This is a genomic window from Flavobacterium crassostreae (genome assembly GCF_001831475.1).
Classification (GTDB): domain Bacteria; phylum Bacteroidota; class Bacteroidia; order Flavobacteriales; family Flavobacteriaceae; genus Flavobacterium; species Flavobacterium crassostreae.
Genome location: NZ_CP017688.1, coordinates 1,541,441 through 1,567,510, shown reverse-complemented (window position 1 = coordinate 1,567,510; position 26,070 = coordinate 1,541,441). Strand labels below are relative to the sequence as shown.

Here is a 26,070-nt window from a genome sequence, read left to right as displayed (position 1 = left end):
TTAAAATTATGCTATTCTTCTAACCAAGCATGCATCATCCATATTGTTTTTTCTTGTTCTGCTATAAAATCACTCATCATCGCATTTGTTCCTTCGTCAGCAATGGCTCCAGATTGTTCTAAAATAGTGCGCTCAATTTTTAATAATGTGGTTAAAGAAGCTACAATTAATTGGATTGCTTTTTCGTCTTTAGAAACATCTTTGCCAACGGTTACTTGGTTGTGGGCTATATAGGCTTCAAAAGTATGCAAAGGAGTTCCTCCAAGGGTGAGCACCCGTTCTGCAATGCTATCAATTTTTAATTGTGCATCATTATACAGCTCTTCAAATTTTATATGTAAATCAAAAAAACGTTTTCCTCTAATATTCCAATGAATTCCTCTTAAATTTTGGTAATAAACCTGAAAGCTGGATAACAAAGTGTTTAATTCTGTAATTAATTGTGCGTTCTCTTTTGCGGGTAAACCTAAAATTGTTGTTTTCATAGTTTGTAGTTTTACACAAATTTAGGCAACTAAACCCAAAATATACCCCAATCAAATGGATTGTTTTTATATTTGCATCATAAAAAACTATAGATGACAATCACGCAACTTAAATATGTACTTGCCGTAGCGGAGTATAAGAATTTTACGCTAGCTGCAGAGAAATGTTTTGTGACCCAGCCTACTTTGAGTATGCAGATCCAAAAAATTGAAGATGAATTAAGTATTTTGATTTTTGATAGAACCAAAAAACCGATACAGCTAACGGATATTGGTCAAAAAATTGTCAATCAAGCCAAAAATATTGTCAATGAGGCCGATAGAATACAAGATATTGTAGAACAACAAAAAGGGTTTGTTGGCGGCGAGTTTAGACTCGGAATTATCCCTACCATTATGCCTACCTTATTGCCGATGTTTTTAAATACTTTTATCAAAAAATACCCTAAAGTAAAATTAATTATCGAGGAGTTAAATACGGAAGATATTATCCTAAAATTAAACAATGGACATCTGGATGCTGCAATAGCGGCTACACCTTTGCAGGAAGAAAACATTAAAGAAATTGTTTTGTATTTCGAACCTTTTATGGCCTATATCCCCGAAGGACACAGGGATTATCCAAAGAAGGAAATAGAGGTAGCAGACTTGGATTTGAATGAAATTTTATTACTCCAAGATGGGCATTGTTTTAGAGACGGAATTTTAAATTTGTGCAAAAACAATCCTAAAAAAGAGTTTTCTCATTTTCAAATAGAGAGTGGCAGTTTTGAGACTTTAGTAAAATTGGCCAACGAAGGCTTAGGCACTACTTTATTGCCTTATTTGCATACTTTGGACTTAAAAGAATCGGATAAATTAAAATTAAGACATTTTAAAGAACCCAAACCCGCAAGAGAAGTCAGCTTGTTGTTTGCTAAAAGCGAGCTCAAAATACACATTATTGACGCTCTAAGAACCACTATTGCCGGAATAATTAAGGGAGCTATTGTTTTTCAAAACATTGAAATTATTAGTCCTTTGGCCAAAAACAAAAAATAAATGCTTGCCTACAATACCGAAGTATGCACCCGATATAAAACCAATTAATCTGGTTTTGAACTAGGTATAAATAAATACAAACCTAAAAAAACGGATTTCTGTTTGTATTTATTTTACGAATTTAGGATTAGCAAACATTGCTTTAATTCTGGTTTTTCGGTGGTAAAATCAAACAACCATTCTTGTAGTTGGTCAATTTCGTATGGCAATAAGGTTCTGACGGCTTTTTCTAATTCTTTACAAAAAAGAAACGGATCAAAACTCACTCGTTCTAATATAGATTTGGTATAATCAAACATTATTCTAGACATAATAAAATACGAATTTTGGGTTATTATTTTGATCTTCTACTACGGTAAAAATACAGTTTTAAAAAAGGGCATCCTTCTACTTTAACGTAAATTTTAGATTAATATTTGATTTTATAATCGTAAAATACTTACAATCAAAACCCTAAACACTCAAAAACTTAAACTACACTACTTTGGTTGCTCTAAACATTTCTCTTTTACCTGGTGGGCCTGCTAATTTTTCTACTACAAAACCAACTTCAATCATGCTTCTTTTTACGACTCCTCTAGCTGCATAGGTCACCAATACGCCATTGTCTTTTAAGGCTTCATACATTTTTTTAAAAATGGCAGTGCTCCATAATTCTGGCTGTACTCTATACCCAAAAGCATCAAAATAGATTAAATCATAGCAATCTAGATCCGTAATATCTGCAAAAAACTGTTTGCGCTTAGTTAAATTAAAGTGGTTGCCTATAGCGTTTGGGGTTTCCCAGGAACAGCCATGCATCTCTAGATATACTGGTTTACTGGCTCCAGCATCTAATGCATCGGCATAATTCATGCCGCTTAATTCTGTTGCAGATATTGGGTATGCCTCCACTCCGGTGTATTGGATGGATTGGTTGTAATTTTGGCTTTCTAAAAAAGTTATAAAGGCATTTAATCCCGTACCAAAACCTATTTCTAGAATAGCAACTTCTTTATTCTTAAATAAAGACAACCCATTTTTAATAAATACATGCTGGGCTTCTTGTATGGCTCCATGTTTAGAATGGTAACATTCTTCCCATTCTGGCAAATGTATGGTGGTAGAACCATCTAAGGTTTGTATGATTTCTCTTTTCAAAATACTGTTTTTATCGTTTTTTGTATGCTCTATTTAATTAAGACAAGGTCAAAATTAATCAAAAACAAATAGACATTGTTTAAAATAAGCCCATAAAAATTATATTTTTTACATAAAAATACTATTTTAATTTAATTTATTAACAGATACACAAATCCATGATTTAAACCTCTAATAAATAATGGTTTTAGTACGTATTTTACTGATTTTTATTTAATTTTGCCAAAAATATAATGGGTTATAAAGCACCCCTAATTTTGTGTTTAAGCCATAGCAATCCTCTCAAAACGAAACAAATAAAATTATAATTATGAGTACCTCTCAAAATCAACAAATTCAAATTTTAAAAGCAGCTTCATCTAAAATAAATGAAGTAGATTTTGATAACGTAACTTTTGGTTCTGTTTTTACAGACCATTTATTTGAATGTGATTACATCCAAGGAGCTTGGCAAACGCCTACCATTAAACCTTATGCGCCTTTTTTATTAGATCCGTCTGCACGCGTATTTCATTATGGCCAAGCTGTTTTTGAAGGCATGAAAGCCTACAAAGATACCAACGATAGTATCTGGCTTTTTAGACCCGACGAAAATTACAAGCGATTTAATAAGTCTGCAGTCCGTATGGCCATGCCAGAGGTGCCCGAAACTATTTTTATGGAAGGCTTAAACGAGTTATTAAAACTAGATCAAGCTTGGATAAAAAAAGGACTAGGTAACTCTTTATATATCCGTCCTTTTATGATTGCTACTGGCAGCGGTGTTATGGCAAGCCCATCCGATAATTATAAATTTATGATTCTTTTATCTCCAGCAAAAGCATATTATTCTGGCGAAGTAAAAGTACTTATTGCAGAGCATTATAGTAGAGCAGCCAACGGAGGTATTGGTGCTGCAAAAGCTGCTGGTAACTATGCTGCACAATTCTATCCAACTAGTTTGGCTAACCAAGCAGGTTTTCAACAAGTAATTTGGACAGACGATGCTACCCATACTATGCTTGAAGAGGCAGGAACCATGAATGTGTTTTTTAGAATCAACGATACCTTGTTTACCGCGCCAACAAGCGAACGAATTTTAGATGGTATTACCCGAAAAAGCTTAATCGAAATAGCCCAGAAAGAAGGCATTGCTGTTAGTGTGCGCCCTGTTTTGGTGTCCGAGCTTGTTGCTGCCGCCAAAGATGGCTCTTTAAAAGAAATTTTTGGTGCAGGTACCGCTGCTGTTGTAAATCCTATTGCTGGATTTTCGTACCAAGAGGTTTATTACGAATTGCCTAAGACAGAAAATTCTTATGCTTCTTTATTAAAAGAAAAACTAACCAACATACAAAACAAACTTGCCGAAGACAGTTTTGGCTGGACCGTGAAAGTATAACCAATTTTATAATTCCAAAAGGAGGCAATTTACACTGCCTCCTTTTGGGGTTTTATACCAATACTATATTATTTTAGAAAAGTCTGGTTTAGAATAATTAGGTCCTTTCAACACCTTACCATCTTCTCTATAGATAGGCTCACCATTGGTGTTTAGTTTGCTCATATTACTGCGCTGTATTTCTTCAAATATGGCTTCTATTTTATCTTGCAACCCATGAGTAATAATGGTTCCACACAAAATGTACAACATATCTCCTAGAGCATCCGCAATCCCCACTAAATCATTTTTGTTAGCGGCTTGCAAATATTCTTGGTTCTCTTCTTGCATTAAAGCATAGCGCAATTTTTTTTGTGCAGGATCTAAATCCGCCACTGGATACTTACTAAATCCAACTCTAAAAGCTTGATGAAACCTCGTGACGCCTTCTATTTGTTTTTGCATAACGTATTTATTAAGAAATGAAACAGCAAATTAGTAACTATTATTAAACAATTACCTAAATTTGCTTAAAATTATTTAATTATGTTTAGTCAAGGACAATTGCTTTTTGCGGGTTGCTTTTTTATCACATTTGTTATTGCAATTAGTATTGCTTACAGAAAGGATATAAAAATTCATAAAAAATTTTATAAAGGGAATTATAAAATACTATTGGGATTTTTGTTCTTTATTGGCATCTTATTTTTGATCAAAATACTTTCTAAACGGTAATTATTTGGTTGTATGGTTATAAGCCGCACTTAGTAAAGAGCACTAGTCTTAAGGACAGAATTTAAAACAAACCAAGGCTATTGAAGGAGCAAAGCTTCCAGCTTAGAGTTATTTTTAATAGAGCGCTTTCTATAATGCCAAAAAAAAATGCTATTTTTACTACATTGGTATCGTTTATTAATAACTTTACCTCAGAAATCAACCCCTTTATCATGAGAATTTTAAAATACTTATTTCTTTTAGCACTACTAAGTTTAGTAGCATTGTCTATTTTTATTGCTACGCAAAAAGGTGATTTTGAGGTAGAAAGAAGTAAAGTGATTAACTCTCCTAAAGAAGCTGTTTTTAGCTATGTAAATGATTATAAAAATTGGGTCGATTTTGGTTCTTGGATTAAAAAAGATCCAGAAATAAAGAACGTTTTTCCTGAAAACACTATTGGTAAAGGTGCCTTTTATACTTGGGAGTCCAAAGATGGCGATGGAAGGATACAAACCTTATACACCAAAGAAAACGATAGTATTGCTCAAAAGATGGACTTTAACGGATCGCCATCTTTAGTTTATTGGACCTTTAAAGAAACTCCAAAAGGAACCAAAGTAACCTGGAGGATCAAAGGAAACATGAATTTTGCCTTTAAGGTTTATACCGCTCTAAATGGTGGCGTAGACCGAGTAATTGGTAGCATGTACGAAAAAAGCCTCGAGAATTTAGACCAGCAATTAGATTACGAGATCAACAACTATTCTGTAAAAGTAGATGGCTTAGCACACCAACCAATGCGCTATTATATAGGCCAAAGATTTACTTCTGAAATTGCAAAAATCAACAAAAATTTCAAGATTGTGATTCCAAAAATCACTAGTTTTTGTGAACAAAATGGCATTACCACCAGCGGCAAACCTTTTATAATCTATAATAGTTATGATTTGCAAACCCAATTGGCAAACATTACTATTTGCTTGCCTATCCAAAAAGAAATTTTTATCAGCGAAGGCAGTGACTTAGTATCTTCTAAACTAGGTTCTTTTGAAGCAGTAAAAGCCACTTTGACAGGAGACCATTCGCATACTAAAACAGCCTACAACAAAGCCTTGGCTTATTTAAATCAAAATAAATTAGTACAAGATGCGCAGGTATCCCATATTGAGGTTTATACTACTACCTCCAAAGAAAATAAAGCTCCCTCTAAATGGACCACAGAGGTATATATTCCGTTGCCTATCCAAGAAATTACTGTAGAACCTAGCTACTACGCCCCTACCAGTTCTGAACAAGAGGCAGTGCCAACTACCGAGGCGCCTGTTACAAAACCCACAGTTACAAAACCCACAGCTACAAAACCTGCTGTTACAAATACTGGAGTCCCTAAAACAATAACAACCCCTTCTGTTGCTCCAAAAAGAATCCCAAAACCAACTCCAAAACCTGCTCCAAAAGTAGTCCCTAAAAAAGAGTCCGAAAAGGTTGTAAAACCAACTACTCCCAAAAAAGAAGAGCCAGAAGTTCCGATGAGTGCAGACGATGAATTTGAATTTTAGATTTTTTTAACCTAACGGGATTAAACCTTTTTTAAAAATTCTATTCTAAAGTAATTAAAAACAATACTTTGTTAGAAGAAGAAGCATTTATAAAAGAATTACTGGATCGTAAAATGCAAAATGAAGCATTTCAAAAACTGGTGCTTTTATATCAAAAACCGCTCTATAACCACATCCGAACCATTGTACTTCAGCATCAAGACACCGATGATGTGCTACAGAATACCTTTATAAAAGTGTTTCAAAACATTCAAAAATTTAAAGGAGATAGCAAACTTTTTTCTTGGATGTACCGTATTGCCACCAACGAAGCCCTTACTTTTTTGAAACAAAAAGCCAAAAAAAACGGCACCACTACCCAATGTATTCAAGAAAGAGCCATTAGCACTCTCAAGGCAGATACCTATTTTGATGGAGATGCTATTAAAATCAAACTCTTTCAAGCAATTGCTACACTTCCAGAAAAACAGCAATTGGTTTTTAAAATGAAATATTTTGAAGAACTTAAATACCACGAAATAGCAGATATATTAGGCACTTCGGTAGGAGCGCTAAAAGCATCTTACCACCATGCCGTCAAAAAAATTGAACATTTTGTAACTACCAATTAAACCCTTTATCGCTTTTGAAGTCCAATAGATGTTATGAAAGAATTTAAACTAAACCAAGTCTCTAAAATAAAAACAGGATTTTCTGTGCCCGAAAATTATTTTGAAGATTTTGCGGCAAAAATTACTCCCAAATTACCTCCAAATAAAAGCAGTAAAACAAGGGTAGTTTCATTTTATGCAAACAAAAAACACGTATTCGCATTTGTTGCCGCAGTAGTAGTACTTGCTTTACTAATTCCATTAGTACTCCAATCCACTACCGACAATCCTGCACCGCCAGAATCAATTACTTTAGAAAACTACATCTACTACCAAAGTAGCCTGACCCAATACGATCTAATCCATGGCTTAGATCTACAAGATTTGCAACAGCTAACAACCAGTATTGCTTTGCCGTTAGAGACCCAAACTCTCGAAGAAACCTTATTATATAATGACAATCTAGAAAATTACCTATTAGAATAATATCCCTTTACTTATGTATGCAGCCGCTAAGACTTTTAAAACCAACAAAATGAAACTATCCAAGATACTCTCCCTATTCTTTTTACTGGGTTCTGTTAGCTTTTACGGCCAGCAGGAAAGTATGAAAAACAAAAAACAACAAATACATGCCTTAAAAATTGCTTTTCTGACCTCCGAATTGGATCTAAGTCCAAAAGAAGCAAACCAGTTCTGGCCAGTTTATAACGCTTTTGACCAACAACAATTTGAAATTAGACACCAAAAAATGAAGGTCTGCAAAAACGAAATTAACGCTACTGCTTTAAACAAATTGTCCGAAAAAGAAGCTTTACTTTTGTTAGATAAAATAGAAAGTTCAGAAGAAGAATTGTACCGCTTACGCAAAAAATACCAAACCGATTTAAAACAAATACTTCCGGCTATAAAAATATTAAAACTAAAAAAATCTGAAGAAGATTTTAACCGAAAGCTTTTGCGACAATATAGAGCCAAGAAATAGTCCCTTTTTAGGCTTTAATAAAAAGGATTGCCGCAATGGGATTGGTTCTGGAATTTGGTAAATACTGATTTTATAATTTCCGAATTTATACTTTCTGTGCGCACCGCATAGTGCTCTCAGGAATAAAAACCGAACCTATATTGTTTTCTGCTTGACGCAAAATTAGTTGCATTTTGAGATCTAAAACTTTTGCAGTTTGGGTTAAAATACACAATTGGACAACCAAATTTAATTCAAAAAATTTTTGTTAACACTTGTGTTTTGTTGGTGTTGTGCTAGGTATTTATTAGACCGTTTTTAAGGCTTCTAGGAGGAGGTCCACATCTTCTTTAGTGTTATAATGACTTAAAGAAATCCGAATACTTGGCTTGCTTAAGTCTTCTATAGAGAGCATTTCTGCCAAAACATGTGATGGCCTAACACTACCACTCTGACAAGCGCTTCCTCTGGATACTGCAATTCCTTTCATGTCTAAATAGAATAATAACATCGCTGTCTTATCTGCCGAAAAAGGCAATAAAACATTCAATAGAGTATAAAAGCCATCTGGATTTCCATTGATCTTAAAGTCCGGAAACGTGTTTTGCAACTGTTCTATCAAATAGTTTTTTATTTCGGATATAGACAGACGCTCTTGCTCCAGATTGGCATACGAAATTGTCAAGGCTTTAGCCATACCTGCAATTTGGTGGACTGCTTCGGTTCCGGCACGCAATCCTTTTTCTTGTTCGCCTCCATAAAACAGCGGCTGTAGTGCTGTGTTTTTTCTGACAAAGGCAAATCCTACTCCTTTGGGTCCATGAAATTTATGCGCACTGGCTACAATAAAATCTATCGGAATTTTTTGTAAATCCAAAGGCAATTTTCCAATAGATTGTACGGTGTCTGAATGAAACAAAACAGCGTGTTCTTTGCAAATTTGTGCCACTCGCTCTAAGTCCAAAACCGTACCTACTTCATTATTTACATGCATTAAACTCACCAAGGTTTTGGCTGGATTTTGCAATAATTCTACTAAATTGGTTAGATCCACGGATCCATCGGGTTTTATGGCTACATAATCTACCTGTATACCAAACTCTTTTTGCAATAGCAATACTGGGTGCAAAACGGCATGATGCTCTATCTTACTGGTAATGATTCTAGAAACCTTGAGGTCTTTTATTGCGGATCTCAAGATCCAATTATCTGCTTCGGTACCGCCCGAAGTAAATATAATTTCTTGTGCTGCAACATTAAATGTCTTGGCTATGGTTTTACGGGATAGTTCTACTATGTTTTTTGCTTGGCGTCCAAAACCGTGTGTTGACGATGGATTACCAAAATCTGCAGCCATTACTTTTGTCATTTCTTGAATAACTTCGGGTCTTATGGCTGTTGTTGCTGCATTATCGAGGTATACTTTTTTCATTATGGCAAAGTTAGTAAATATCAATTATGTATGGTTGTTTATCAATTGTCATTTTTTTGGTTATTTTTGTAACAAATAAAACTTACCATGAAAAAAGTACTCGCCCTATTGGTTTTTGCTCTGTTTGTAAACAGCTGTGACGATGGGGATTTGATCCAAGAAGACATTTCTTTTGAAGATATAAAAACCACACTAAGTTGTAGTAACAACAATATTCTTTATAAATTAAAAGATAAAGAAGCCTTGTTGCTAGAGGTTCCAAAAGCTATATTTACCAACGAAGACGCCAAAGAAACCACAACCATTTTGCCCATCAGTGGAAGCAACCGTGTTGTATATCGTTTTTACAACGGAAACTTAGCTACCAATACTATTTGCGAAACAATCCCTCCTGCAACTCCCAATGTTATAGATCAGTGGGACGGTACTAACGGATCTATTGTAATTACTAAAGCTGCTACTATAACGGTCAATGAAACTGAAAATAGTAGTAGAATAACAGGGTACAACCATAACATTGTTTTTAAAAACATCACTTTCACAAAAACCTCTGGAGGCAAACAGGTTTATGAAAATTTTAATTTTGGAGATTATAAAACCACTGCCACACCATTGGGATTTAAGTTTGACCCAACAAAGCCCTTACATAAATGCAGCACTTCTAATATTATTTATGCGTTTAATACTAGCGAAGCTTTTATACTGGATATAGATCCAACATTAATAAAAAATGAAGTTACTGCAATAAACACTCCAAGAGTAGGGATTATAGGCACCACTCAAAACAAATTAACCTACCGCTTGTTTTCGGATTTAGTAACCGAAACTTATTTTTGTAATGCGAATACTCCTAGCATTCCTGCTGTTAAACAAGAGTGGAATGCGCTGCCAGGTACCACTAATCAAAACGGAATAATTGAGGTAACCACCACTACCTATGGCGCTAATAGCTATAAACACACTATTGTAATTAAAAAAGCTACTTTGGGTAGAGATAACTATAGTTTTTCGTTGGGGGACCGCTATGCTTATGGCGTGCTCTATACAAGCAAATAAAGCGAATCTTAACCCCCGTACTGGGGTTGTGATATTTAAAAAAGCCGTTTTGTAATGCTACAAAACGGCTTTTTTTTGGGATCTAAAATTACTGTTTGTTATTTTGTTTGATATATACTTCTGTGGCACCTTGTCCGTATTTTTGATAATTTGCCTCTTTAAAATCAATAGAATCATAGCGCCCTAATAAAAAATCCAACTCTGCCTTTAGCACGCCCTCTCCTACTCCATGTATAAAAACAATTTTTGGAATACGGTTGCGTATGGCAAATTCAATATGTCTCTTGGCGGTATCTGCCTGCAAGGTCAAAATATCATAATTAGACATGCCTTGTTTATTTTTAACAAGTTTTTCTATGTGTAAATCAAATTCTGGAACCCCTCCTTCGTGTTTGTCTTTGCGTTCTTTGACAAAACTTCGGGGTTTAGGGATGGCTTTTTCTTTGGCAATTTCGTCTACATTAATCCTTTGGATAGTGTCTAACAAATTGTTAGAATTACTGACTTTAAGAAGCTCTTTGTCTGTAAAATTCATAGTAAATCCGTCCTCGGTTTCTATAGTAACCTGATTGCCATTTGTTGCAAGAACAATCCCATTTATTGCTTCGTCAAGTACCGAAACAGTATCGCCTTTATTAAACATCTTTATCTTCTTTATTTTGGTTTTTACTTGGTGTTTTGGCACTTAATTGCATCATTCCAAACATAAAAATGGCAATAGCAGCTACCGTAACGTAGACATTCTTGGGAGTACTCACTTGTTCATAAAAAGCAACCACAATGGCCAAAATCATTATAGGAATTATAATTTTTTTCATATCTTTATCTATCAAGTGTCAAAAGTAACAAATTTAAAATAGCTAGGTTAACTAACAAATGGCTTTCGTGTATTTTTTTTGTTATCCTAACTATAAGGTCTCCATATGAATCTAGAAAAATACATGATCCCCTGTTGGACCAAAAAACTCTTTGGCGTTGCCTGCTTAGGCTGTGGTTTTCAGCGTGCATTTTTGCTTTTTATACAAGGCGAATTTGCTGCATCGTTCCGAATGTATCCAGCCATTTATACTACATTAGTATTTTTAAGCTGCCTCGGGATTTCTATGGTTTATAAAGGGATTTTCTCTCAAAAAACCATACTGGTGTTGGCAGGTATAAATGGCGCTTGCGTGTTTTTGGGATATCTGTATCGTTATTATTAAAAAAAGAGCTTGTTGCGTATACCCCTACTAAAATCCAAAATAGTTCAATACCTTTGTATACTTTATATACTAACAACAGTAGTGCTGCTTTGTGCAAGCAGAAAATAGACGGTGTTTTTTTTTAATACATTTGCTTTTGTACGTTATTAGTTTTGTTTATTTATGCCTTATTTATTAATAATTTCAATTTCATAATCGTGACGAAAGAGCAGATTATCCAAAATATTAGTGCTTTAAAAAACCATACTTGCATCAATTACGGAATAAAGACTAAAACCGAAGCTTTTACCGAACAACTATTTTATACTTTATTTGACAGTAACGCTCCTTTAAATCAGAGTATTGATGGTTTAGAAAAAAGCTTTAAAGAAATAGCAGTATTGGCTTGCAAAAAACCACAAAGAAGCTGCGAGACACTCTGGGATTCTTTTCTAGAAGAGCTACCATCGGTTCTTGAAAAACTCAAAAAAGACGCCCATTATATCTTAGAGAATGACCCTGCATCAAACAGTATTGAAGAAGTTTACTTGGCCTATCCTGGTTTTTATGCCATTGCTATTTATAGACTTAGCCATGTATTGTACCAACTAGATTTGCTTTTATTTTCTAGATTGATGAGTGAGTACGCCCACAGAATAACAGGTACCGATATACATGCTGGAGCAGATATAGCCTCTCCCTTTTTTATAGACCATGCTACCGGAATTGTAATTGGCGAAACTACCGTTATTCACAAAAACGTCAAAATTTATCAAGGCGTTACCTTAGGAGCTTTGAGTGTGAGCAAAGAAATGAAAAACGCAAAAAGACACCCCACAGTAGAGGAAGAGGTTTGCATTTATGCCAATGCTACTATCCTGGGAGGTACTACTACTATAGGTAAAAAAAGTATTATTGGCGGAAATGCCTGGGTTACAAAATCCATTCCTGCCAAATCTATGGTGCTAAATACCACCACCACTGAAGTGAAAATAAAAGAGATCCGATAGATATGAAACCCAAAAAAATACTGCAACTCATAGGAAATACCCCTTTGGTAAAAACTACTAGTTTAGTACAAAACAAAAACATTACTTTGTTATTAAAATTAGAAGGCAATAATCCTGGAGGCAGTGTAAAAGACAGAGCAGCCTACAACATGATTGCTGCAGCCTTAGAAAGAGGAGATATTAAAAAAGGAGATGCCTTAATTGAAGCAACCAGCGGAAATACTGGAATAGCCCTAGCAATGATTGCCTCTTTATTTAACCTCAACATAGAGTTAATAATGCCCGAAGATGCCACCAAAGAACGCATACAAACCATGCGGGCTTATGGAGCAACCGTAACCCTTACTCCTGCCAAAGAAGGTATTTTAGGATCCAGAGATTATGCCGACAACAAAGTAGCACAAGGAGGTTATGTAATGCTAAACCAGTTTGCAAATGAGGATAACTGGAAAGCCCATTACAAAACCACAGGCCCCGAAATATGGAAAGACACCAAGGGCAAAGTGACTCATTTTGTATCGGCCATGGGAACTACAGGAACCATTATGGGTACCTCAACGTATTTAAAAGAACAAAATCCGAGGGTGCAAATAATAGGGGCACAACCTAGTGATGGGTCCCAAATTCCGGGTATTAGAAAATGGCCCCAAGAATATTTACCCAAAATTTTTGATGCCTCAAAAGTAGACCGTCTGATCGAAGTTACAGAACAAGAAGCCCGCCAAATGACCAAACGCTTAGCCCTCGAAGAAGGTATCTTTGCTGGCATGAGCAGCGGAGGCTCTGTAGTTGCTGCACTAAAAATGGCACAAGAGATTGAGTCTGGAGTTATTGTAGCTATTATTTGTGACCGAGGAGATCGGTACTTGTCTTCGGATTTATTTGATTGATCTTCTTTAGGATTATAAAACAGAAGTATTCTAAACTGGACTTACTTGGGAGCAAATACCTAGTTTAGAATACTTTTGATACTATAAAATTATCCAACCAAAGTAGCTGCAGAAGTTATCTTAGTAGCTAATAATTTAGAAATTGGGCAGTTTTTTTCGGCTTTGGTAACCAATTCTTGAAAACCAGCGCTATCCATCGCTTTTATTTTAGCATGGACGCTCAAGTGAGACCCCACAACACTGCCTTCTTGAAAATCAATATCACATTTTGTTTCTATACTTTCTACTTCGTGTCCGGCCTCTACAATATAAGCCGTTAATTGCATGGTAAAACAGCCTGCATGCGCTGCTGCAATTAATTCTTCTGGGTTAGTCCCCACTCCGGTCTCAAATCTGGATTTAAAAGAATATGGCGTTTGTTGTAAGACAGTACTTTGCGTACTTAGATTTCCTGCTCCTTCTTTAAGAGAGCCATTCCAAATTGCGGTTGCATTTCTTTTCATAATTGTTTTTTTTAAGGTTACTCAAATTTAAAACATTACTAACCAGAACATTGCCCATAAACCCTTTTTAACTTAACTTTAAAATATTGCCGTAAAACACCTTTTTATCTTTAGCATAAAACTCTTTAATGGAGACTATTAGACCCTAATTGTTAAAAAATAGTTGCAATTTATCCCGCTTTAATTGTTAAATTTGTTACAAGCAAAACTGCATGTGTACCACTTTGTAGGGTGTTTTTAATTTTAACAACTAATTTTAGCTATGCCAGAAAGATCAAGTCTTGCAGATTTTCCTAATTTAAACAAATACCAATCCCAAAATATTTGGTTACAAAACCAACCCTTGGATCCTACCCGAGTGGTGTTTATAGGGGATTCTATTACTGCATTTTGGTCTGCGGTAATGCCAGAATATTTTCAGAATTCGCGCTATATCAATAGAGGCATCAGCGGACAAACCACACCACAAATATACCTACGTTTTACTGCAGATGTGCTGGCTCTAAAACCTGCTGTGGTAGTTATTCTGGCGGGCACCAATGATCTAGCCGGAAACACGGGTCCGGCAACTATAAAAACCATCTCGGAAACCATTTTCGACATGGTAGAACTAGCCCAAAATCATGGTATAAAAGCCATTATGTGTAGCGTATTGCCTGCCATAGATTTTCCTTGGAGTCCAAATCAAAACCCAGCTGCTAGGATAATAGCTCTAAATGCGTTGCTACTAAACTACGCTACAACGCATGGCATTGCATTTGTGGATTACCACTCCGCAATGGCAGACACTCAAAATGGGTTGCCCAAAATATACTCTTATGATGGGGTACACCCCAATAAAAAAGGCTACCAAATCATGGCGCCTATAGTGGATCAAGCTTTGGCTGGTTGCTAACTTAAACCACTGTAACCAAAATTAAAGACAAGACCCTTAATAGTAAGAGATCTTGTTATCCTCAGATATGGATTCTTTTTTTTAAATTAGATCGTACGTGTCTTCCATACGGAATGTTATCTTTGCAAGACAACCAATTAAAAACAAGAATGCTTTTGAACCAAGAATTATATTCGCTACAAATTGATCCCAGCTGGCTAACCTATTATTTTGATGCCGATCCTAAAATAGCCTATTATTTAAGTCTTCCGCTACTGCTTTTGGGCTTGTTTATTGCTTGTTTTGTGACTTGGTATTTGACCAAAAAAATAATTGTAAACGCCATTCATAGGCTGTTTTTAAAAACTAAAACTACTTGGGACGATATTTTGATTGAAAAAAAAATATTTGACAAGCTTGCCTATATTATTCCTGCAGTACTGGTTATTTTTTTGGTGCCTATTCTATTGGCTAAGTATGCAGCAGTATCTGGCTATGTGGTTACTTTGGCCAAAATACTGATTTTATTTGTAATCATCCGGACTATCAACGCCATGCTATCAGTGCTGAATGAAATACTGTCTCAATCACACATTTTTAAAGACAAACCCATTAGTAGCTACATCCAAGTGCTCAATATACTTGTGTATTTTGTGGGAGGCATATTGGTGTTGTCTTTGCTTTTGGGCAAGAGTCCTTTTTATTTTCTGGGAGCCATGGGAGCCATGACTGCTGTGTTACTTTTGATCTTTAAGGATACTATTTTGGGTTTTGTGGCTAGTATCCAGATGTCTGTGTACGATATGGTACGGGTTGGAGATTGGATTGCCATGCCTAAATACGATGCAGATGGCGATGTGATGTCTATCAATTTAAGTACGGTTAAGGTACAAAATTGGGATAAAACAATTACAACCATTCCTACGTATGCTTTTATTAATGACTCTTTTAAAAACTGGCGCGGAATGAGTAATTCTGGCGGCCGAAGGATCAAAAGAGCCATTTATCTTAAGGTGAGTAGTTTTGAGTTTTGTGACCAAAAAATGTTGGATCGGTTTAAGCAATATACCCTAATTAGGGATTATATTATTAAAAAAGAAAACGAAATCGATACCATAAACAATGCTTTAATGCAAAACCAAACCAATATTGTTAACACAAAAAGCCTTACCAATATTGGGGTTTTTAGGGTATATGCCGAAAATTATATTCTGGCCAATCCGCACATCAATACCGAAATGACTACTATGGTACGGCAGTTGGACCCTACCTCTAAGGGATTGCCTTTGGAGATTTATTGTTTTAGCTACGAGAAAGAATGGGAAAAATACGAGCAAATAAAATCGGATATTTTTGACCATTTACTAACTATTATATCGCAATTTGAATTGGAGGTTTTTGAGGAGCCTACCGGAAAGGATTTTGTGCATTTACTGGATACTGCTAAACCATAATGTAGTTGGTAGTTGGTATGGCTTTGCTTAGTTGGTGGTGCGCAGGGGGGTTTCTGCCCCTGATTGTAGCAAAAAACCCACAGTTTTGCTGGCTCTTGTACTCCTTGCCAATAAAGAGCGACCGTAGGAAGCTCCTTTATGGGCTTAGGAGTACTGCCAGCAAAGCGAGGATTTGTAGCGAAAAGCAGGATTGGGCTCTACCGAAAAAACTACTAGGATGGCTTTGTTGTTTGGGGTTTGCAAACGGCTGTGCCTTGGAGTTACATAAAATACGGTTATTTTTAGAAAATATTTTGAATTTTGAATTTATAAAAGTTTACAAACGCTTATTTTTGCGGCATGGGAAGAAAAAATACAGACAAGGTGGTCTTTCATCAAATTAAAGTTCTTGATGCAGGCGCAAAAGGCGTATCGGTGGCTAAGGCTCCCGATGGTAAGGTGGTGTTTATACCAAATGTGGTGCCAGGAGATGTGGTCGATGTGCAAACTTTTAAAAAACGCAAGTCTTTTTATGAAGGAAAAGCAGTGCATTTTCACGAGTTCTCGGAGCACCGTGTAGAGCCTGTTTGCGAGCATTTTGGGGTTTGTGGGGGCTGTAAGTGGCAAAACATGAACTATGACCAACAGTTGTTTTATAAGCAAAATGAGGTTTTGAACCATTTGCAACGCATTGGAAAAATTGCACTTCCGGATTTGGAACCTATCTTGGGTTCTGAGAAAAAGTTTTTTTATAGAAATAAAATGGAATTTTCGTTTTCTAATAGCCGCTGGTTGACCCAGGCCGAAATTGGCAGCACGGAAGATTTAGGAAATCGAAATGCTTTGGGTTTTCATATCCCTAAAATGTGGGATAAAATTCTGGATATTACTAAATGCCACTTGCAAGAAGATCCTTCTAACGCAATTAGAAATGAAGTTAGGGATTTTGCTAATGCTAATGGAATGACGTTTTTTAATCCTAGAGAGCATTCGGGTTTGTTGAGAACCTTGATGTTGCGTACAGCATCTACGGGTGAGATTATGTTATTGGTTCAGTTTTTTGAAAACGACAAAGCGGCTAGAGAGTTGCTTTTGAATCATTTATATGAGAAATTTCCGCAAATTACGTCGTTACAATATGTGATTAATAATAAAGCAAACGATACCTTGTATGATACGGAGGTTATTTTGTATAAAGGAAGAGATTATATCTTAGAAGAAATGGAAGGCCTTAAATTTAGTATTAATGCCAAATCATTCTATCAAACCAACTCGGATCAAGCGTACGAATTATACAAAATAACTCGGGATTTTGCTGGATTGACCGGTAATGAAATTGTGTATGACCTATACACCGGAACGGGTACTATTGCGCAATTTGTTTCCAAGAAAGCAAAAAAAGTGATTGGCGTGGAGAGTGTTCCAGATGCCATCAAAGATGCCAAAGCCAACGCGGTACGCAATGAAATTACTAATTGTGAGTTCTTTGTAGGAGACATGAAGTTGGTCTTTAACGAGCACTTTATTGCGCAGCACGGACAACCGGATGTAATTATTACGGATCCTCCTAGAGATGGGATGCACAAAGATGTGATAGAACAAATTCTAAAAATTGCTCCTGCCAAAGTGGTGTATGTAAGCTGTAACTCTGCTACACAAGCGCGCGATTTGGCCTTGATGGATGAGAAATATAAAGTAACTCGGGTGCGTCCGGTGGATATGTTTCCGCAAACGCATCATGTTGAAAATGTTGTACTTTTGGAAAGAAGGTAGTGGCATACCTTGCATGTCCTTTTAAATAAATATATGAAAAAGAAACTTTTATTGTTATTGGTCGTTGCTTGGGGGTTTTCCGGATGCGAGAAAGACGATATTTGTGATGCCAATACCATCACTACTCCTAGATTAGTGCTTTCTTTTTATGATATTGCCAATGCATCTGTACCTAAAGAGGTCAAAAACTTGACTGTTATTGCCGACGGAATGAGCCAAGGCGTTAGCTACCAAGGCAGCACTCTAATTAACGGTAGTAAGGTAGCAATTCCTTTAAAAACCGATGCCGATTTGGTTCGTTTTCGTTTTATTTTGAATTACAAAAGCACGGTTATACCCTTAGAGAACGAGGATGTTTTGCAAATAAATTATAGTCGCAAGGATGTTTTTGTGTCTAGAGCTTGTGGTTTTAAAACCGAATATACTTTAGATCCTATACAACCTTTAGAACATACGGATGGCGCAGCGGCAGACTTGCTATGGATGAAACACATTGCCGTAAAAACCAGTACAATAGTCCACGAAAATGAAACACATCTTGAAATATTTTTTTAGCATTTGCCTTGTTTTTTTAGTATTGGTCAGCAGTGCCCAAAAAACCAATACTCCCAACGGTAGTGCGGTGTTGCCTACAACACTTTCTAAATCCACCAACAAGGATGCTAAGACCATCACAGACACCAATACTGTTGCTAAAACAACTAGATATGGATTGCGTCTGGGTGTTGATTTATTTAAAATTAGCCGCTCTTTGTATGACAAAAATTACAAAGGGATCGAGTTTACGGGAGATTATAGAGTAACCAAAAAATATTTTATAGCCGCTGAATTAGGTAACGAAAACAAAACCACTACGGACGATCGGGTGCATTTTGCTACCAAAGGCAGTTACCTAAAGGTTGGTTTTGATTATAATGGCTATCAAAACTGGCTGGATATGGAAAACAGTATTTATGTGGGTTTGCGTTATGGTTTTAGTTCTTTTAATCAACAGCTCTACAGCTACAAAATTTATAATGCAACCCCTTATTTTGCGGAAGTTCAAAACAGTGTTTCTGGACAAAACTACGATGGTCTCACTGCAAGCTGGGCAGAAGTGGTTGCCGGTATTAAAGCCAAGGTTTTCAACAACGTTTTTGTAGGATTTAGTCTAAGGCTTAACAGCCTAATCAGCAACAAAAAACCTGCTAATTTTGACAATCTTTATATTCCGGGTTTTAACAGAACCTATAACGGAAGTTTTGGAGTGGGTTTTAATTATAGTGTTTCTTATTTAATACCTATATACAAAAAGAACGTTAGGAGCCCAAAATAGTTCCTTAATTATCCAAAAAAAAAGCGCACTTTGTAACTAAAGTGCGCTTTTTTTTTGGATTGCGACTGGAGCAATCTATTAGGCTATTTCTTTTACGTCTTTAAAAAAGATCCATTTCATGAACAACTTTTCTCCATCTTTGGTTTTAACTGCTTTAAATTTAGGAGACAATAGCGTTCCTACTACAAATGCGGTAAATGGAATCCATAAACCAATCAAATGGGTGTATTTTTCGACTAAATACCTCACGGATATAAACAATATTGCAAAACATCCTAGTTGGTACAAAAAAGCTCTTAGTTGTAATTTTGTCATGTTGTGCTCCCTATCCCCAAAAAGAGGAAATCCTATTAGGGAAATAGGTTTTTAAAAGTTTTTAAAACGGTTGATTTACTAAAAAATAATCCCAGAAACAAATCACACTCCCTATTCGGCGGGGATTGTGTTTTGAAACTTGGTTCTTTTGCTGCCTTCGTACATTTCGTATTTTACCAAACGTGCTTCAATACTTGCATTAAAGAGTTTTATTTTTCTAGAAGGACGCAATCCTACAAATTTTAAAGCATCCAGATTTCCGGTAATAAACCAAGCATCGGTGCCCGGGTAATTTTTCTTGAGAGTATCCCCAATATTTTTATAAAATTCTTCCATGTGTATATCCAACCTCTCATCATAAGGAGGATTAAATACCATATGCAGTTTTCCTTGTGTGGTTTTTTCAGAATCAAAAAAGTTTTGCTCCGCAATGGTGATATACTCGTCTAGATTGGCATTTTTTATATTTTCTTTGGCTTTTTGGACCGCAGAGGGTGCTTTGTCATATCCTTTGATGGTATAATGAAACTCCCGTACCCTTTTGAGCAAACTAGCGGTAATGCTATCAAATAGGTCATTATCCCAGTCTCTCCATTTTTCAAAAGCAAATTCTTTTCTATTTATATTGGCCGGAATGTTACACGCAATCATAGCGGCCTCTGCCAAAAAGGTTCCAGAACCACACATGGGATCCAAAAAATCTCCTTGTCCATCCCATCCCGATAGCAACAAAACCCCAGCAGCAAGCACCTCGTTTATAGGAGCAATATTAGTAGCAGTACGGTAACCTCGCTGGTGCAAAGAATTGCCAGAGGTATCCAAAGCTACCGAAACCTGATCTCTATCAATATGAATATTGATCCTTAAATCCGGGTGTGCCTTATCAATACTTGGTCTTTGACCTGTGCGCTCTCGGAACTGATCCACAATGGCATCTTTGCATTTTTGAGAAACAAACTCCGAGTGGTTAAAAGCATCCGAGTGTACCGTTGCATCAATCACAAAGGTTTGGTTGGCATTAATATACCGAGACCAATTGACCCCCAATATTCCTTTATACAAAGCCTGTTCATTATTTGCTTTAAACGAATAAATAGGTTTTAAAATTTTTAAAGCCGTACGCAAAGACAAATTTGCCTTATACATAAACCCTTTATCTCCTTTAAAACGCACCATTCTTACTCCTTGCTCTACCTCTTGAGCACCTAGTTGTAGCAACTCTTTTGCTAATATTTCTTCAAAACCAAAAAAAGTTTTGGCTACCATCTTAAAATTGTCTTCCATTTTTTATGTTTCCATTAAAACAAGTCCTCTTTTGTATCCAAGAGGCACTTGTAGTAAAATTATAGCAATACAGCTGTATTACCACAGATTTGATATTTTTTAGCAAAAATACACTAAATTTGCCGGATAGAATAAATAGAAAAAGAATAAATGTCCGAACAACAAAAAGCAACTCCAGTAAATCCCCCAACAGCTACAGCCACTTGGTTCGGTTCTTGGTTTGATTCCCCTTATTACCACATTCTGTACAAAGACAGAAATTATAACGAAGCCCAGCTCTTCATGGACAACCTAACCCAGTATTTAAACCTACCCGAAAAAGCAAAAGTTTTGGATTTAGCCTGCGGCAAAGGACGCCATTCTATTTACCTCAACCAACTAGGCTACAATGTTTTGGGCGCAGACCTCTCCGAAAACAGCATTGCACAAGCCAGCCAACACACCAATGCCCAGTTGCAATTTAAAGTGCACGACATGCGCCAACCCTTTGACGAAAAATTTGACGCCATATTTAACCTCTTTACCAGCTTTGGCTACTTTGAAAACGAGCAAGACAACCTCACCACCTTGCAGGCCATCCGAGCCAGTTTAACAGACACCGGATTTGCAGTAATCGATTTTATGAACGTTACCAAAGTACTCCAAACACTGGTCCCCGAAGAGACAAAAACCGTAGACGGAATCGATTTTAATTTAAAACGCTACCTAAAAGACGGATACATTTACAAAGAAATACACTTTACCGACCAAGGCCAAGAATTTCATTACACCGAGAAAGTAAAAGCCCTAACCCTAGCAGACTTTGAAACCCTCATGGAACAAGCCGGAATATATCTTTTAGACCTATTTGGAGATTACAAATTAAAAAAGTTTTACCAAAACCAAAGCGACCGATTAATAATGCTCTTTAAATAATTCTGTAGCCCAATTGAACAACAAAAACCAAAAAAATCCCACAAACGGTTAAACCACAAAAATGAATTATCTATTACCCCTACTCTCGGTACTGCTCGGATACGTAATTGCATTGGTGTTACAACCCAAAAACAAAACCAACCTCAAACTATTACTCGCCTTTAGCGGTTCCTTTTTGCTATCCCTAACCGTAATGCATTTACTGCCAGAGATATACCAAACAAACCATCCAAATATCGGGATCTTTATCATGCTCGGCATATTATTCCAAATCATTCTCGAATTTTTCTCCAAAGGAGCAGAACACGGCCATGTACACGGCAAACCCCACATGGCGCACATCCCCTGGTTACTCTTTATCAGCCTATGTTTGCACGCCTTTCTAGAAGGCTTTCCAGTAAGCCACCACCACGATTTAGCCATCGGAATTGCCATACACCATTTGCCCATAGCCATCATCCTGACCACCTTTTTTATCCATGCCAAACTCAACCAAAAAGCCATATTTGCCTTCATGATCACCTTTGCCACCATGACCCCTTTGGGCACCATTGCCGCAAACTATCTGCCCCTATTGCGCAATTACCACACCGAACTCACCGCCATAGTCATCGGAATACTCTTTCACATCTCCTCCACCATTATTTTTGAAAGCAGTGAAGGACACAAATTCAACATCGCCAAAGTATCCATGATAGTATTAGGCATCCTGATGGCCTATTTTTTATAAATTTGGGCGTGCCCCTTCGTAAAAACTACGGGTCGGGCTATACGCTCCAATCTTTTATTTTTCTAAAAAAAGAAAAGGATTTCCGGCTGCTATCCCTCACGCAAAACCCACCCCAGAGAGAGATCTTTCAACAGAAAACAACCCAATAACCTCCTTGATAAAAAAATTCAACAACAAAAAAACACCAATGGAGGCACTACAACTATATTTAGAAACATTAATCGCTTTTACAGAAAAAGAAAAAGCAGTATTCCTTTCCTTATTTTCTGAAATCCAACTCAAAAAGAAAGAATATTTTGCCATAGAGTCCGAATTTTCATCAAAATTAGCTTTTATTTCAACCGGAGTAATGCGTGCTTTTTTTCGTAATAAATCCGGGAACGAATACAACAAAACCTTCTTTACAGCTTCCCAATTTGTAGCAGCATACGCATTCATAACAACAAGACAACAAAACGTAATCAACATCCAATGCTTAACCGACTGCACGCTATTAATTGCAGATTTTAGACAACTCACCTCACTTTATACACAATATCCAAAATTTGAAAGCCTTGCCCGAATTATGGCAGAATACAAATTTGCCATAAAAGAAAAAAGAGAAATTGAACTTGTAACCATTGATGCAAAAGAACGCTACACTATCTTCAAAAAAGAACATCCAGACTTAGAAAACCTAATAAACCAATACCATATTGCTTCCTATTTAGGTATTACACCAACCCAATTAAGTCGTATAAGGAGCCAAAAACAAAAATCTTTACCTATGTAAATGCTTTTACTTTATATTCTCAAGAATTTTGGTCTAAATATTTACAACCATGAAATTAGACCAAAACAAGATTCTCATCACAGGAGCCACTTCAGGAATTGGCAGAGAATTAACTGAGAGATTCTGCCTATTAAACAATCAAATAATCGCTGTTGGTAGAAATGAAATCAAATTAAAAGAACTCGAAAAGTTTGACAGCAGAATCACCACTTTCAAATGTGATATTACCTCAAAATCCGAATTAAACCAACTTGTAGCCCATATAAAACAAAAACACCAAGACCTCAATGTGTTAATAAACAGCGCTGGTATTCAATACAATCAAAACCTATTGGATCCAACCTACACGCTAAAAAAAATTGAAAAGGAAGTCCTTACAAACCTCACTTCCCCCATAAAACTCATTACTTTGTTACTTCCGGTGCTGCAAAAAAATTCTAACGCAGCTATTGTTACCATTTCTTCCGGTTTAGCCATTGTTCCCAAAGCCAAAGCAGCCGTATATTGTGGAACCAAAGCAGCAATTCATATTTTTTCAAAGTCATTACGATACCAATCCAACAAAATAAAAGTATTTGAAATACTCCCACCTTTAGTAAATACGGAAATGACCAAAGGAAGAGGAGCCAAGAAAATTACTGTCAAAAGATTGGTGGATGAATTTATAAAAGCCTTTAAAAACAATAAATATGAAGTAAATATTCATAAAGTAAAACTATTGAGAATCATAAATAGAATTAGCCCAAAAATTGCCGATCGAATAATGAAAGGCAGCATAATTTAAAACCGTATAAAAATGAAAATCCGAATTCTACTACTTACAATACTACTTTTGTCCCAAACAGTTTCTGCACAAAACAACAAAATATTATTTGTTATGAGCGCAGCAGACACCTTAGAACTAAACAACGGAAAAAAGCTTAGACAAACAGGTGTTTTTTTGAATGAATTTTATCTTGCCTACAAATCCGTCATCCAGGCTGGATACACCGTAGATTTTGCAACCCCAAATGGAATTACAGCAACAATTGACAACCAAAGCAGCAATGCTAAATATTGGAAAAACAACCTAGAGATGAAAGACGAAGCCTTACTTTTCACCCAAACAGATTGCTTATTTAACAATCCAAAAACACTCGAAAAAGCAGTAGAAACAAAAGCAGATTATATCGGTTTGGTAATCCCTGGTGGTCAAGGCTTGATGGTTGATTTAACAAACGATGCTAACATACCTATTTTGTTAACGCATTTTGCAAAAACAAAAAAACCAACTGGACTCATTTGTCATGCTCCAAGTCTGCTACTTACCATACCCATGGCAGAAAACCCATACATTGGTTTTGAAGTGAATTCCGTATCGCCACTTGAGGAGTTTATTATTGAACACTTCATCATGAAGGGAAAACCAAAAAACAGAAAAATAGCTCAACAATTGAAAAAAATGGGCTTAAAATACAAACACAAATTACCCAAATCAAACTTTTCAATAAAAGACCGAAATCTAGTAACCAGTCAAAATCCATTTTCTGGAGCAGCATTTAACACCCTTTACTTAGAGGCATTAACAGAGTATTTAAACGAGAATCCAGTAACAAAAAATACTCCCGAATAACAGCATTAAAAAATTCTACTGTTTGGACATACTAATTTCACCCGCATAATGAATTAAGATAAAATGGTAAATCCCCACCTTCTTCTGGCTGGAATGCCGATTTGTAAAAAGCTCAAAAGACAAGCAAATACTACGCCTGTCTTTTAAGCTTTATTTAGCAGATTAAGAAACTAATTTAATCCCGCAATAACAAATCCAAGTTCCAAATGGATGGTACTTTTCAAAAAGATAGTACCTTTGAAATCTAGCCACATTTGATCCTCAAAACAATGACATTTATAAAAACCACCGAGCAAGCCTCAAAATACGATAACCTAGACCAAATGTCTGTTTCCGAAATCTTGACCAACATAAACCAAGAAGACCAAACAGTACCTCATGCCGTAGCCAAAGCACTGCCACAAATAACCGCTCTAGTAACCCAAATTGTAGCCAAAATGAAACTAGGCGGTAGGCTCTTTTACCTAGGCGCAGGAACCTCCGGAAGGCTTGCCGTAGTAGACGCCTCCGAATGTCCACCTACATTTGGAGTGCCATTTGACACCATTGTAGCTCTCATTGCCGGTGGCGATCCAGCCATACGCAAAGCCGTAGAAAACGCCGAAGACAACCCAACCCAAGCCTGGAAAGACTTACAACAATTCCACATAAACTCCAAAGACGTAGTTATAGGTATCGCCGCATCTGGCACCACCCCTTATGTAATTGGAGGCATCCAATCCTGCAATCAAAACAACATCACCACAGGCAGCATCTCTTGCAACGCCAATAGTCCACTCTCTCAAACGGCACAATTTGCTATTGATGTAGTTGTAGGCCCCGAATTTGTGACCGGTAGCTCCCGCATGAAAGCAGGAACCGCACAAAAATTAGTATTAAACATGATCTCTACCACCACCATGATACAGCTAGGCAAAGTAAAAGGAAACAAAATGGTAGACATGCAGTTGAGCAACAACAAACTTGTAGATCGAGGCATCCAAATGATTCAGGCCGAAATTCCAGTAACCCACGAAATAGCTTCCAAATTATTAAAACAAAATGGTAGCGTCAGAAAAGCAATAGAATCTTATTTAAACCATAAATAGCCCTTCTGTTTTTTAGATTTTTCTACCAATTACG

General features: G+C 36.4%; 31 protein-coding genes. 21 read left to right on the top strand and 10 right to left on the bottom strand.

Annotated features, from left to right (window positions below; genetic code table 11):
* Window positions 1-11 precede the first annotated feature (11 nt).
* Window positions 12-485, bottom strand: coding sequence for a Dps family protein (locus LB076_RS07060; protein ID WP_066334738.1), 474 nt, complete (start codon window positions 483-485; stop codon window positions 12-14).
* 93 nt (window positions 486-578) lie between these two features.
* Between LB076_RS07060 and LB076_RS07055 the strand changes: the two genes are divergently transcribed.
* A complete protein-coding gene (locus LB076_RS07055) occupies window positions 579-1,526 on the top strand; it encodes a LysR substrate-binding domain-containing protein (RefSeq protein ID WP_066334736.1) in 948 nt (315 codons plus the stop codon).
* Window positions 1,527-1,639: 113 nt separating this feature from the next.
* Here the strand turns inward: LB076_RS07055 and LB076_RS07050 are convergent, their stop codons facing one another.
* Window positions 1,640-1,837, bottom strand: coding sequence for a hypothetical protein (locus tag LB076_RS07050; RefSeq protein ID WP_066334735.1), 198 nt, complete (start codon window positions 1,835-1,837; stop codon window positions 1,640-1,642).
* A 163-nt stretch (window positions 1,838-2,000) separates the two neighbouring features.
* On the bottom strand, window positions 2,001-2,666 hold the full coding sequence (mnmC2, locus tag LB076_RS07045) for a tRNA (5-methylaminomethyl-2-thiouridine)(34)-methyltransferase MnmC2 (RefSeq protein ID WP_066334733.1): 666 nt from the start codon (window positions 2,664-2,666) through the stop codon (window positions 2,001-2,003).
* A 310-nt stretch (window positions 2,667-2,976) separates the two neighbouring features.
* Between mnmC2 and LB076_RS07040 the strand changes: the two genes are divergently transcribed.
* Window positions 2,977-4,044, top strand: coding sequence for a branched-chain amino acid aminotransferase (locus LB076_RS07040; RefSeq protein ID WP_066334725.1), 1,068 nt, complete (start codon window positions 2,977-2,979; stop codon window positions 4,042-4,044).
* A gap of 63 nt (window positions 4,045-4,107) precedes the next feature.
* Here LB076_RS07040 and LB076_RS07035 read toward each other — a convergent pair whose 3' ends face one another.
* Complete coding sequence (locus LB076_RS07035) at window positions 4,108-4,488, bottom strand: pyrophosphohydrolase domain-containing protein (RefSeq protein WP_066334723.1); 381 nt, start codon at window positions 4,486-4,488, stop codon at window positions 4,108-4,110.
* A gap of 404 nt (window positions 4,489-4,892) precedes the next feature.
* Between LB076_RS07035 and LB076_RS07025 the strand changes: the two genes are divergently transcribed.
* The 4 genes from LB076_RS07025 (at window position 4,893) to LB076_RS07010 (ending at window position 7,874) form a co-directional block, all read left to right on the top strand.
* Entirely contained in the window at window positions 4,893-6,299 is a 1,407-nt protein-coding gene (locus LB076_RS07025) for an SRPBCC family protein (RefSeq protein ID WP_066334719.1), read from the top strand.
* 113 nt (window positions 6,300-6,412) lie between these two features.
* A complete protein-coding gene (locus LB076_RS07020; RefSeq protein ID WP_486599208.1) occupies window positions 6,413-6,910 on the top strand; it encodes an RNA polymerase sigma factor in 498 nt (165 codons plus the stop codon).
* Window positions 6,911-6,943: 33 nt separating this feature from the next.
* On the top strand, window positions 6,944-7,375 hold the full coding sequence (locus tag LB076_RS07015; RefSeq protein ID WP_066334710.1) for a hypothetical protein: 432 nt from the start codon (window positions 6,944-6,946) through the stop codon (window positions 7,373-7,375).
* Between the two features lie 49 nt (window positions 7,376-7,424).
* Window positions 7,425-7,874, top strand: coding sequence for a sensor of ECF-type sigma factor (locus LB076_RS07010; protein ID WP_066334807.1), 450 nt, complete (start codon window positions 7,425-7,427; stop codon window positions 7,872-7,874).
* Window positions 7,875-8,160: 286 nt separating this feature from the next.
* On the opposite strand, the gene LB076_RS07005 is transcribed toward LB076_RS07010, so the two are convergent.
* On the bottom strand, window positions 8,161-9,285 hold the full coding sequence (locus tag LB076_RS07005; protein WP_066334707.1) for a cysteine desulfurase family protein: 1,125 nt from the start codon (window positions 9,283-9,285) through the stop codon (window positions 8,161-8,163).
* Between the two features lie 87 nt (window positions 9,286-9,372).
* Here LB076_RS07005 and LB076_RS07000 point away from each other — a divergent pair, with 87 nt between their 5' ends.
* On the top strand, window positions 9,373-10,341 hold the full coding sequence (locus LB076_RS07000) for a hypothetical protein (RefSeq protein ID WP_066334704.1): 969 nt from the start codon (window positions 9,373-9,375) through the stop codon (window positions 10,339-10,341).
* Between the two features lie 88 nt (window positions 10,342-10,429).
* Here LB076_RS07000 and LB076_RS06995 read toward each other — a convergent pair whose 3' ends face one another.
* Together LB076_RS06995 and LB076_RS06990 are read right to left on the bottom strand one after the other, a co-directional pair.
* Window positions 10,430-10,984, bottom strand: a complete 555-nt coding sequence (locus LB076_RS06995; protein WP_066334702.1) for a Smr/MutS family protein — start codon at window positions 10,982-10,984, stop codon at window positions 10,430-10,432.
* Window positions 10,977-11,159, bottom strand: coding sequence for a hypothetical protein (locus LB076_RS06990; protein ID WP_066334701.1), 183 nt, complete (start codon window positions 11,157-11,159; stop codon window positions 10,977-10,979). The genes LB076_RS06995 and LB076_RS06990 overlap by 8 nt, the downstream gene beginning before the upstream one ends.
* Window positions 11,160-11,264: 105 nt before the next feature.
* Here LB076_RS06990 and LB076_RS06985 point away from each other — a divergent pair, with 105 nt between their 5' ends.
* From LB076_RS06985 to cysM, 3 genes are all read left to right on the top strand, one after another.
* Window positions 11,265-11,543 (top strand): DUF2752 domain-containing protein, encoded by a 279-nt coding sequence (locus LB076_RS06985; protein ID WP_066334698.1) that lies wholly within the window; start codon window positions 11,265-11,267, stop codon window positions 11,541-11,543.
* 197 nt (window positions 11,544-11,740) lie between these two features.
* Window positions 11,741-12,532 carry a serine O-acetyltransferase EpsC gene (epsC, locus tag LB076_RS06980; protein ID WP_066334805.1) on the top strand — a complete coding sequence of 264 codons (792 nt, stop codon included), beginning with the start codon at window positions 11,741-11,743 and terminating at the stop codon, window positions 12,530-12,532.
* 2 nt (window positions 12,533-12,534) lie between these two features.
* Complete coding sequence (cysM, locus tag LB076_RS06975) at window positions 12,535-13,422, top strand: cysteine synthase CysM (RefSeq protein WP_066334696.1); 888 nt, start codon at window positions 12,535-12,537, stop codon at window positions 13,420-13,422.
* Window positions 13,423-13,511: 89 nt separating this feature from the next.
* Here cysM and LB076_RS06970 read toward each other — a convergent pair whose 3' ends face one another.
* Entirely contained in the window at window positions 13,512-13,925 is a 414-nt protein-coding gene (locus LB076_RS06970; protein ID WP_066334693.1) for an OsmC family peroxiredoxin, read from the bottom strand.
* A gap of 262 nt (window positions 13,926-14,187) precedes the next feature.
* Between LB076_RS06970 and LB076_RS06965 the strand changes: the two genes are divergently transcribed.
* From LB076_RS06965 to LB076_RS06940, 5 genes are all read left to right on the top strand, one after another.
* The gene (locus LB076_RS06965) at window positions 14,188-14,820 is read left to right on the top strand and encodes a GDSL-type esterase/lipase family protein (RefSeq protein ID WP_066334691.1); all 633 of its coding nucleotides are present in this window, start codon (window positions 14,188-14,190) and stop codon (window positions 14,818-14,820) included.
* Window positions 14,821-14,969: 149 nt separating this feature from the next.
* Window positions 14,970-16,253: a mechanosensitive ion channel family protein gene (locus tag LB076_RS06960; RefSeq protein WP_078055283.1), complete on the top strand. Its 1,284-nt coding sequence runs from the start codon at window positions 14,970-14,972 to the stop codon at window positions 16,251-16,253.
* Between the two features lie 339 nt (window positions 16,254-16,592).
* Complete coding sequence (rlmD, locus tag LB076_RS06950) at window positions 16,593-18,005, top strand: 23S rRNA (uracil(1939)-C(5))-methyltransferase RlmD (RefSeq protein ID WP_066334686.1); 1,413 nt, start codon at window positions 16,593-16,595, stop codon at window positions 18,003-18,005.
* Window positions 18,006-18,038: 33 nt separating this feature from the next.
* Window positions 18,039-18,560, top strand: a complete 522-nt coding sequence (locus tag LB076_RS06945) for a DUF6452 family protein (RefSeq protein WP_066334684.1) — start codon at window positions 18,039-18,041, stop codon at window positions 18,558-18,560.
* On the top strand, window positions 18,532-19,320 hold the full coding sequence (locus LB076_RS06940) for a DUF6048 family protein (protein ID WP_066334683.1): 789 nt from the start codon (window positions 18,532-18,534) through the stop codon (window positions 19,318-19,320). Before LB076_RS06945 ends, LB076_RS06940 begins: the two co-directional genes overlap by 29 nt.
* A 78-nt stretch (window positions 19,321-19,398) precedes the next feature.
* Here LB076_RS06940 and LB076_RS06935 read toward each other — a convergent pair whose 3' ends face one another.
* Together LB076_RS06935 and LB076_RS06930 are read right to left on the bottom strand one after the other, a co-directional pair.
* Window positions 19,399-19,635 carry a hypothetical protein gene (locus LB076_RS06935; RefSeq protein WP_066334681.1) on the bottom strand — a complete coding sequence of 79 codons (237 nt, stop codon included), beginning with the start codon at window positions 19,633-19,635 and terminating at the stop codon, window positions 19,399-19,401.
* 111 nt (window positions 19,636-19,746) lie between these two features.
* On the bottom strand, window positions 19,747-20,919 hold the full coding sequence (locus tag LB076_RS06930) for a THUMP domain-containing class I SAM-dependent RNA methyltransferase (protein WP_066334676.1): 1,173 nt from the start codon (window positions 20,917-20,919) through the stop codon (window positions 19,747-19,749).
* A 150-nt stretch (window positions 20,920-21,069) separates the two neighbouring features.
* Between LB076_RS06930 and LB076_RS06925 the strand changes: the two genes are divergently transcribed.
* The 6 genes from LB076_RS06925 to murQ all read left to right on the top strand — a co-directional run bounded on the left by LB076_RS06925 (window position 21,070) and on the right by murQ (window position 26,036).
* Window positions 21,070-21,834, top strand: coding sequence for a class I SAM-dependent DNA methyltransferase (locus LB076_RS06925; RefSeq protein WP_066334673.1), 765 nt, complete (start codon window positions 21,070-21,072; stop codon window positions 21,832-21,834).
* Window positions 21,835-21,895: 61 nt separating this feature from the next.
* On the top strand, window positions 21,896-22,564 hold the full coding sequence (locus LB076_RS06920) for a ZIP family metal transporter (RefSeq protein ID WP_066334670.1): 669 nt from the start codon (window positions 21,896-21,898) through the stop codon (window positions 22,562-22,564).
* A 187-nt stretch (window positions 22,565-22,751) separates the two neighbouring features.
* Window positions 22,752-23,336 carry a Crp/Fnr family transcriptional regulator gene (locus tag LB076_RS06915; RefSeq protein WP_066334799.1) on the top strand — a complete coding sequence of 195 codons (585 nt, stop codon included), beginning with the start codon at window positions 22,752-22,754 and terminating at the stop codon, window positions 23,334-23,336.
* A 49-nt stretch (window positions 23,337-23,385) separates the two neighbouring features.
* Entirely contained in the window at window positions 23,386-24,120 is a 735-nt protein-coding gene (locus LB076_RS06910; RefSeq protein ID WP_066334667.1) for an SDR family oxidoreductase, read from the top strand.
* A 12-nt stretch (window positions 24,121-24,132) separates the two neighbouring features.
* Entirely contained in the window at window positions 24,133-24,948 is an 816-nt protein-coding gene (locus tag LB076_RS06905) for a DJ-1/PfpI family protein (RefSeq protein WP_078055281.1), read from the top strand.
* A 269-nt stretch (window positions 24,949-25,217) separates the two neighbouring features.
* Complete coding sequence (gene murQ, locus LB076_RS06900; RefSeq protein WP_066334664.1) at window positions 25,218-26,036, top strand: N-acetylmuramic acid 6-phosphate etherase; 819 nt, start codon at window positions 25,218-25,220, stop codon at window positions 26,034-26,036.
* The last annotated feature ends 34 nt before the right edge of the window (window positions 26,037-26,070 follow it).

Excerpts from the sequence above, each read along its gene's own strand:
- LB076_RS07060 (WP_066334738.1), bottom strand. The coding sequence starts at position 485 with ATGAAAACAACAATTTTAGGTTTACCCGCAAAAGAGAACGCACAATTA.
- LB076_RS07055 (WP_066334736.1), top strand. The coding sequence starts at position 579 with ATGACAATCACGCAACTTAAATATGTACTTGCCGTAGCGGAGTATAAG.
- LB076_RS07050 (WP_066334735.1), bottom strand. The coding sequence starts at position 1,837 with ATGTCTAGAATAATGTTTGATTATACCAAATCTATATTAGAACGAGTG.
- LB076_RS07040 (WP_066334725.1), top strand. The coding sequence starts at position 2,977 with ATGAGTACCTCTCAAAATCAACAAATTCAAATTTTAAAAGCAGCTTCA.
- LB076_RS07035 (WP_066334723.1), bottom strand. The coding sequence starts at position 4,488 with ATGCAAAAACAAATAGAAGGCGTCACGAGGTTTCATCAAGCTTTTAGA.
- LB076_RS07025 (WP_066334719.1), top strand. The coding sequence starts at position 4,893 with ATGCCAAAAAAAAATGCTATTTTTACTACATTGGTATCGTTTATTAAT.
- LB076_RS07020 (WP_486599208.1), top strand. The coding sequence starts at position 6,413 with ATGCAAAATGAAGCATTTCAAAAACTGGTGCTTTTATATCAAAAACCG.
- LB076_RS07015 (WP_066334710.1), top strand. The coding sequence starts at position 6,944 with ATGAAAGAATTTAAACTAAACCAAGTCTCTAAAATAAAAACAGGATTT.
- LB076_RS07010 (WP_066334807.1), top strand. The coding sequence starts at position 7,425 with ATGAAACTATCCAAGATACTCTCCCTATTCTTTTTACTGGGTTCTGTT.
- LB076_RS07005 (WP_066334707.1), bottom strand. The coding sequence starts at position 9,285 with ATGAAAAAAGTATACCTCGATAATGCAGCAACAACAGCCATAAGACCC.
- LB076_RS07000 (WP_066334704.1), top strand. The coding sequence starts at position 9,373 with ATGAAAAAAGTACTCGCCCTATTGGTTTTTGCTCTGTTTGTAAACAGC.
- LB076_RS06995 (WP_066334702.1), bottom strand. The coding sequence starts at position 10,984 with ATGTTTAATAAAGGCGATACTGTTTCGGTACTTGACGAAGCAATAAAT.
- LB076_RS06990 (WP_066334701.1), bottom strand. The coding sequence starts at position 11,159 with ATGAAAAAAATTATAATTCCTATAATGATTTTGGCCATTGTGGTTGCT.
- LB076_RS06985 (WP_066334698.1), top strand. The coding sequence starts at position 11,265 with ATGAATCTAGAAAAATACATGATCCCCTGTTGGACCAAAAAACTCTTT.
- cysM (WP_066334696.1), top strand. The coding sequence starts at position 12,535 with ATGAAACCCAAAAAAATACTGCAACTCATAGGAAATACCCCTTTGGTA.
- LB076_RS06970 (WP_066334693.1), bottom strand. The coding sequence starts at position 13,925 with ATGAAAAGAAATGCAACCGCAATTTGGAATGGCTCTCTTAAAGAAGGA.
- LB076_RS06965 (WP_066334691.1), top strand. The coding sequence starts at position 14,188 with ATGCCAGAAAGATCAAGTCTTGCAGATTTTCCTAATTTAAACAAATAC.
- LB076_RS06960 (WP_078055283.1), top strand. The coding sequence starts at position 14,970 with ATGCTTTTGAACCAAGAATTATATTCGCTACAAATTGATCCCAGCTGG.
- rlmD (WP_066334686.1), top strand. The coding sequence starts at position 16,593 with ATGGGAAGAAAAAATACAGACAAGGTGGTCTTTCATCAAATTAAAGTT.
- LB076_RS06945 (WP_066334684.1), top strand. The coding sequence starts at position 18,039 with ATGAAAAAGAAACTTTTATTGTTATTGGTCGTTGCTTGGGGGTTTTCC.
- LB076_RS06940 (WP_066334683.1), top strand. The coding sequence starts at position 18,532 with ATGAAACACATCTTGAAATATTTTTTTAGCATTTGCCTTGTTTTTTTA.
- LB076_RS06935 (WP_066334681.1), bottom strand. The coding sequence starts at position 19,635 with ATGACAAAATTACAACTAAGAGCTTTTTTGTACCAACTAGGATGTTTT.
- LB076_RS06930 (WP_066334676.1), bottom strand. The coding sequence starts at position 20,919 with ATGGAAGACAATTTTAAGATGGTAGCCAAAACTTTTTTTGGTTTTGAA.
- LB076_RS06925 (WP_066334673.1), top strand. The coding sequence starts at position 21,070 with ATGTCCGAACAACAAAAAGCAACTCCAGTAAATCCCCCAACAGCTACA.
- LB076_RS06920 (WP_066334670.1), top strand. The coding sequence starts at position 21,896 with ATGAATTATCTATTACCCCTACTCTCGGTACTGCTCGGATACGTAATT.
- LB076_RS06915 (WP_066334799.1), top strand. The coding sequence starts at position 22,752 with ATGGAGGCACTACAACTATATTTAGAAACATTAATCGCTTTTACAGAA.
- LB076_RS06910 (WP_066334667.1), top strand. The coding sequence starts at position 23,386 with ATGAAATTAGACCAAAACAAGATTCTCATCACAGGAGCCACTTCAGGA.
- LB076_RS06905 (WP_078055281.1), top strand. The coding sequence starts at position 24,133 with ATGAAAATCCGAATTCTACTACTTACAATACTACTTTTGTCCCAAACA.
- murQ (WP_066334664.1), top strand. The coding sequence starts at position 25,218 with ATGACATTTATAAAAACCACCGAGCAAGCCTCAAAATACGATAACCTA.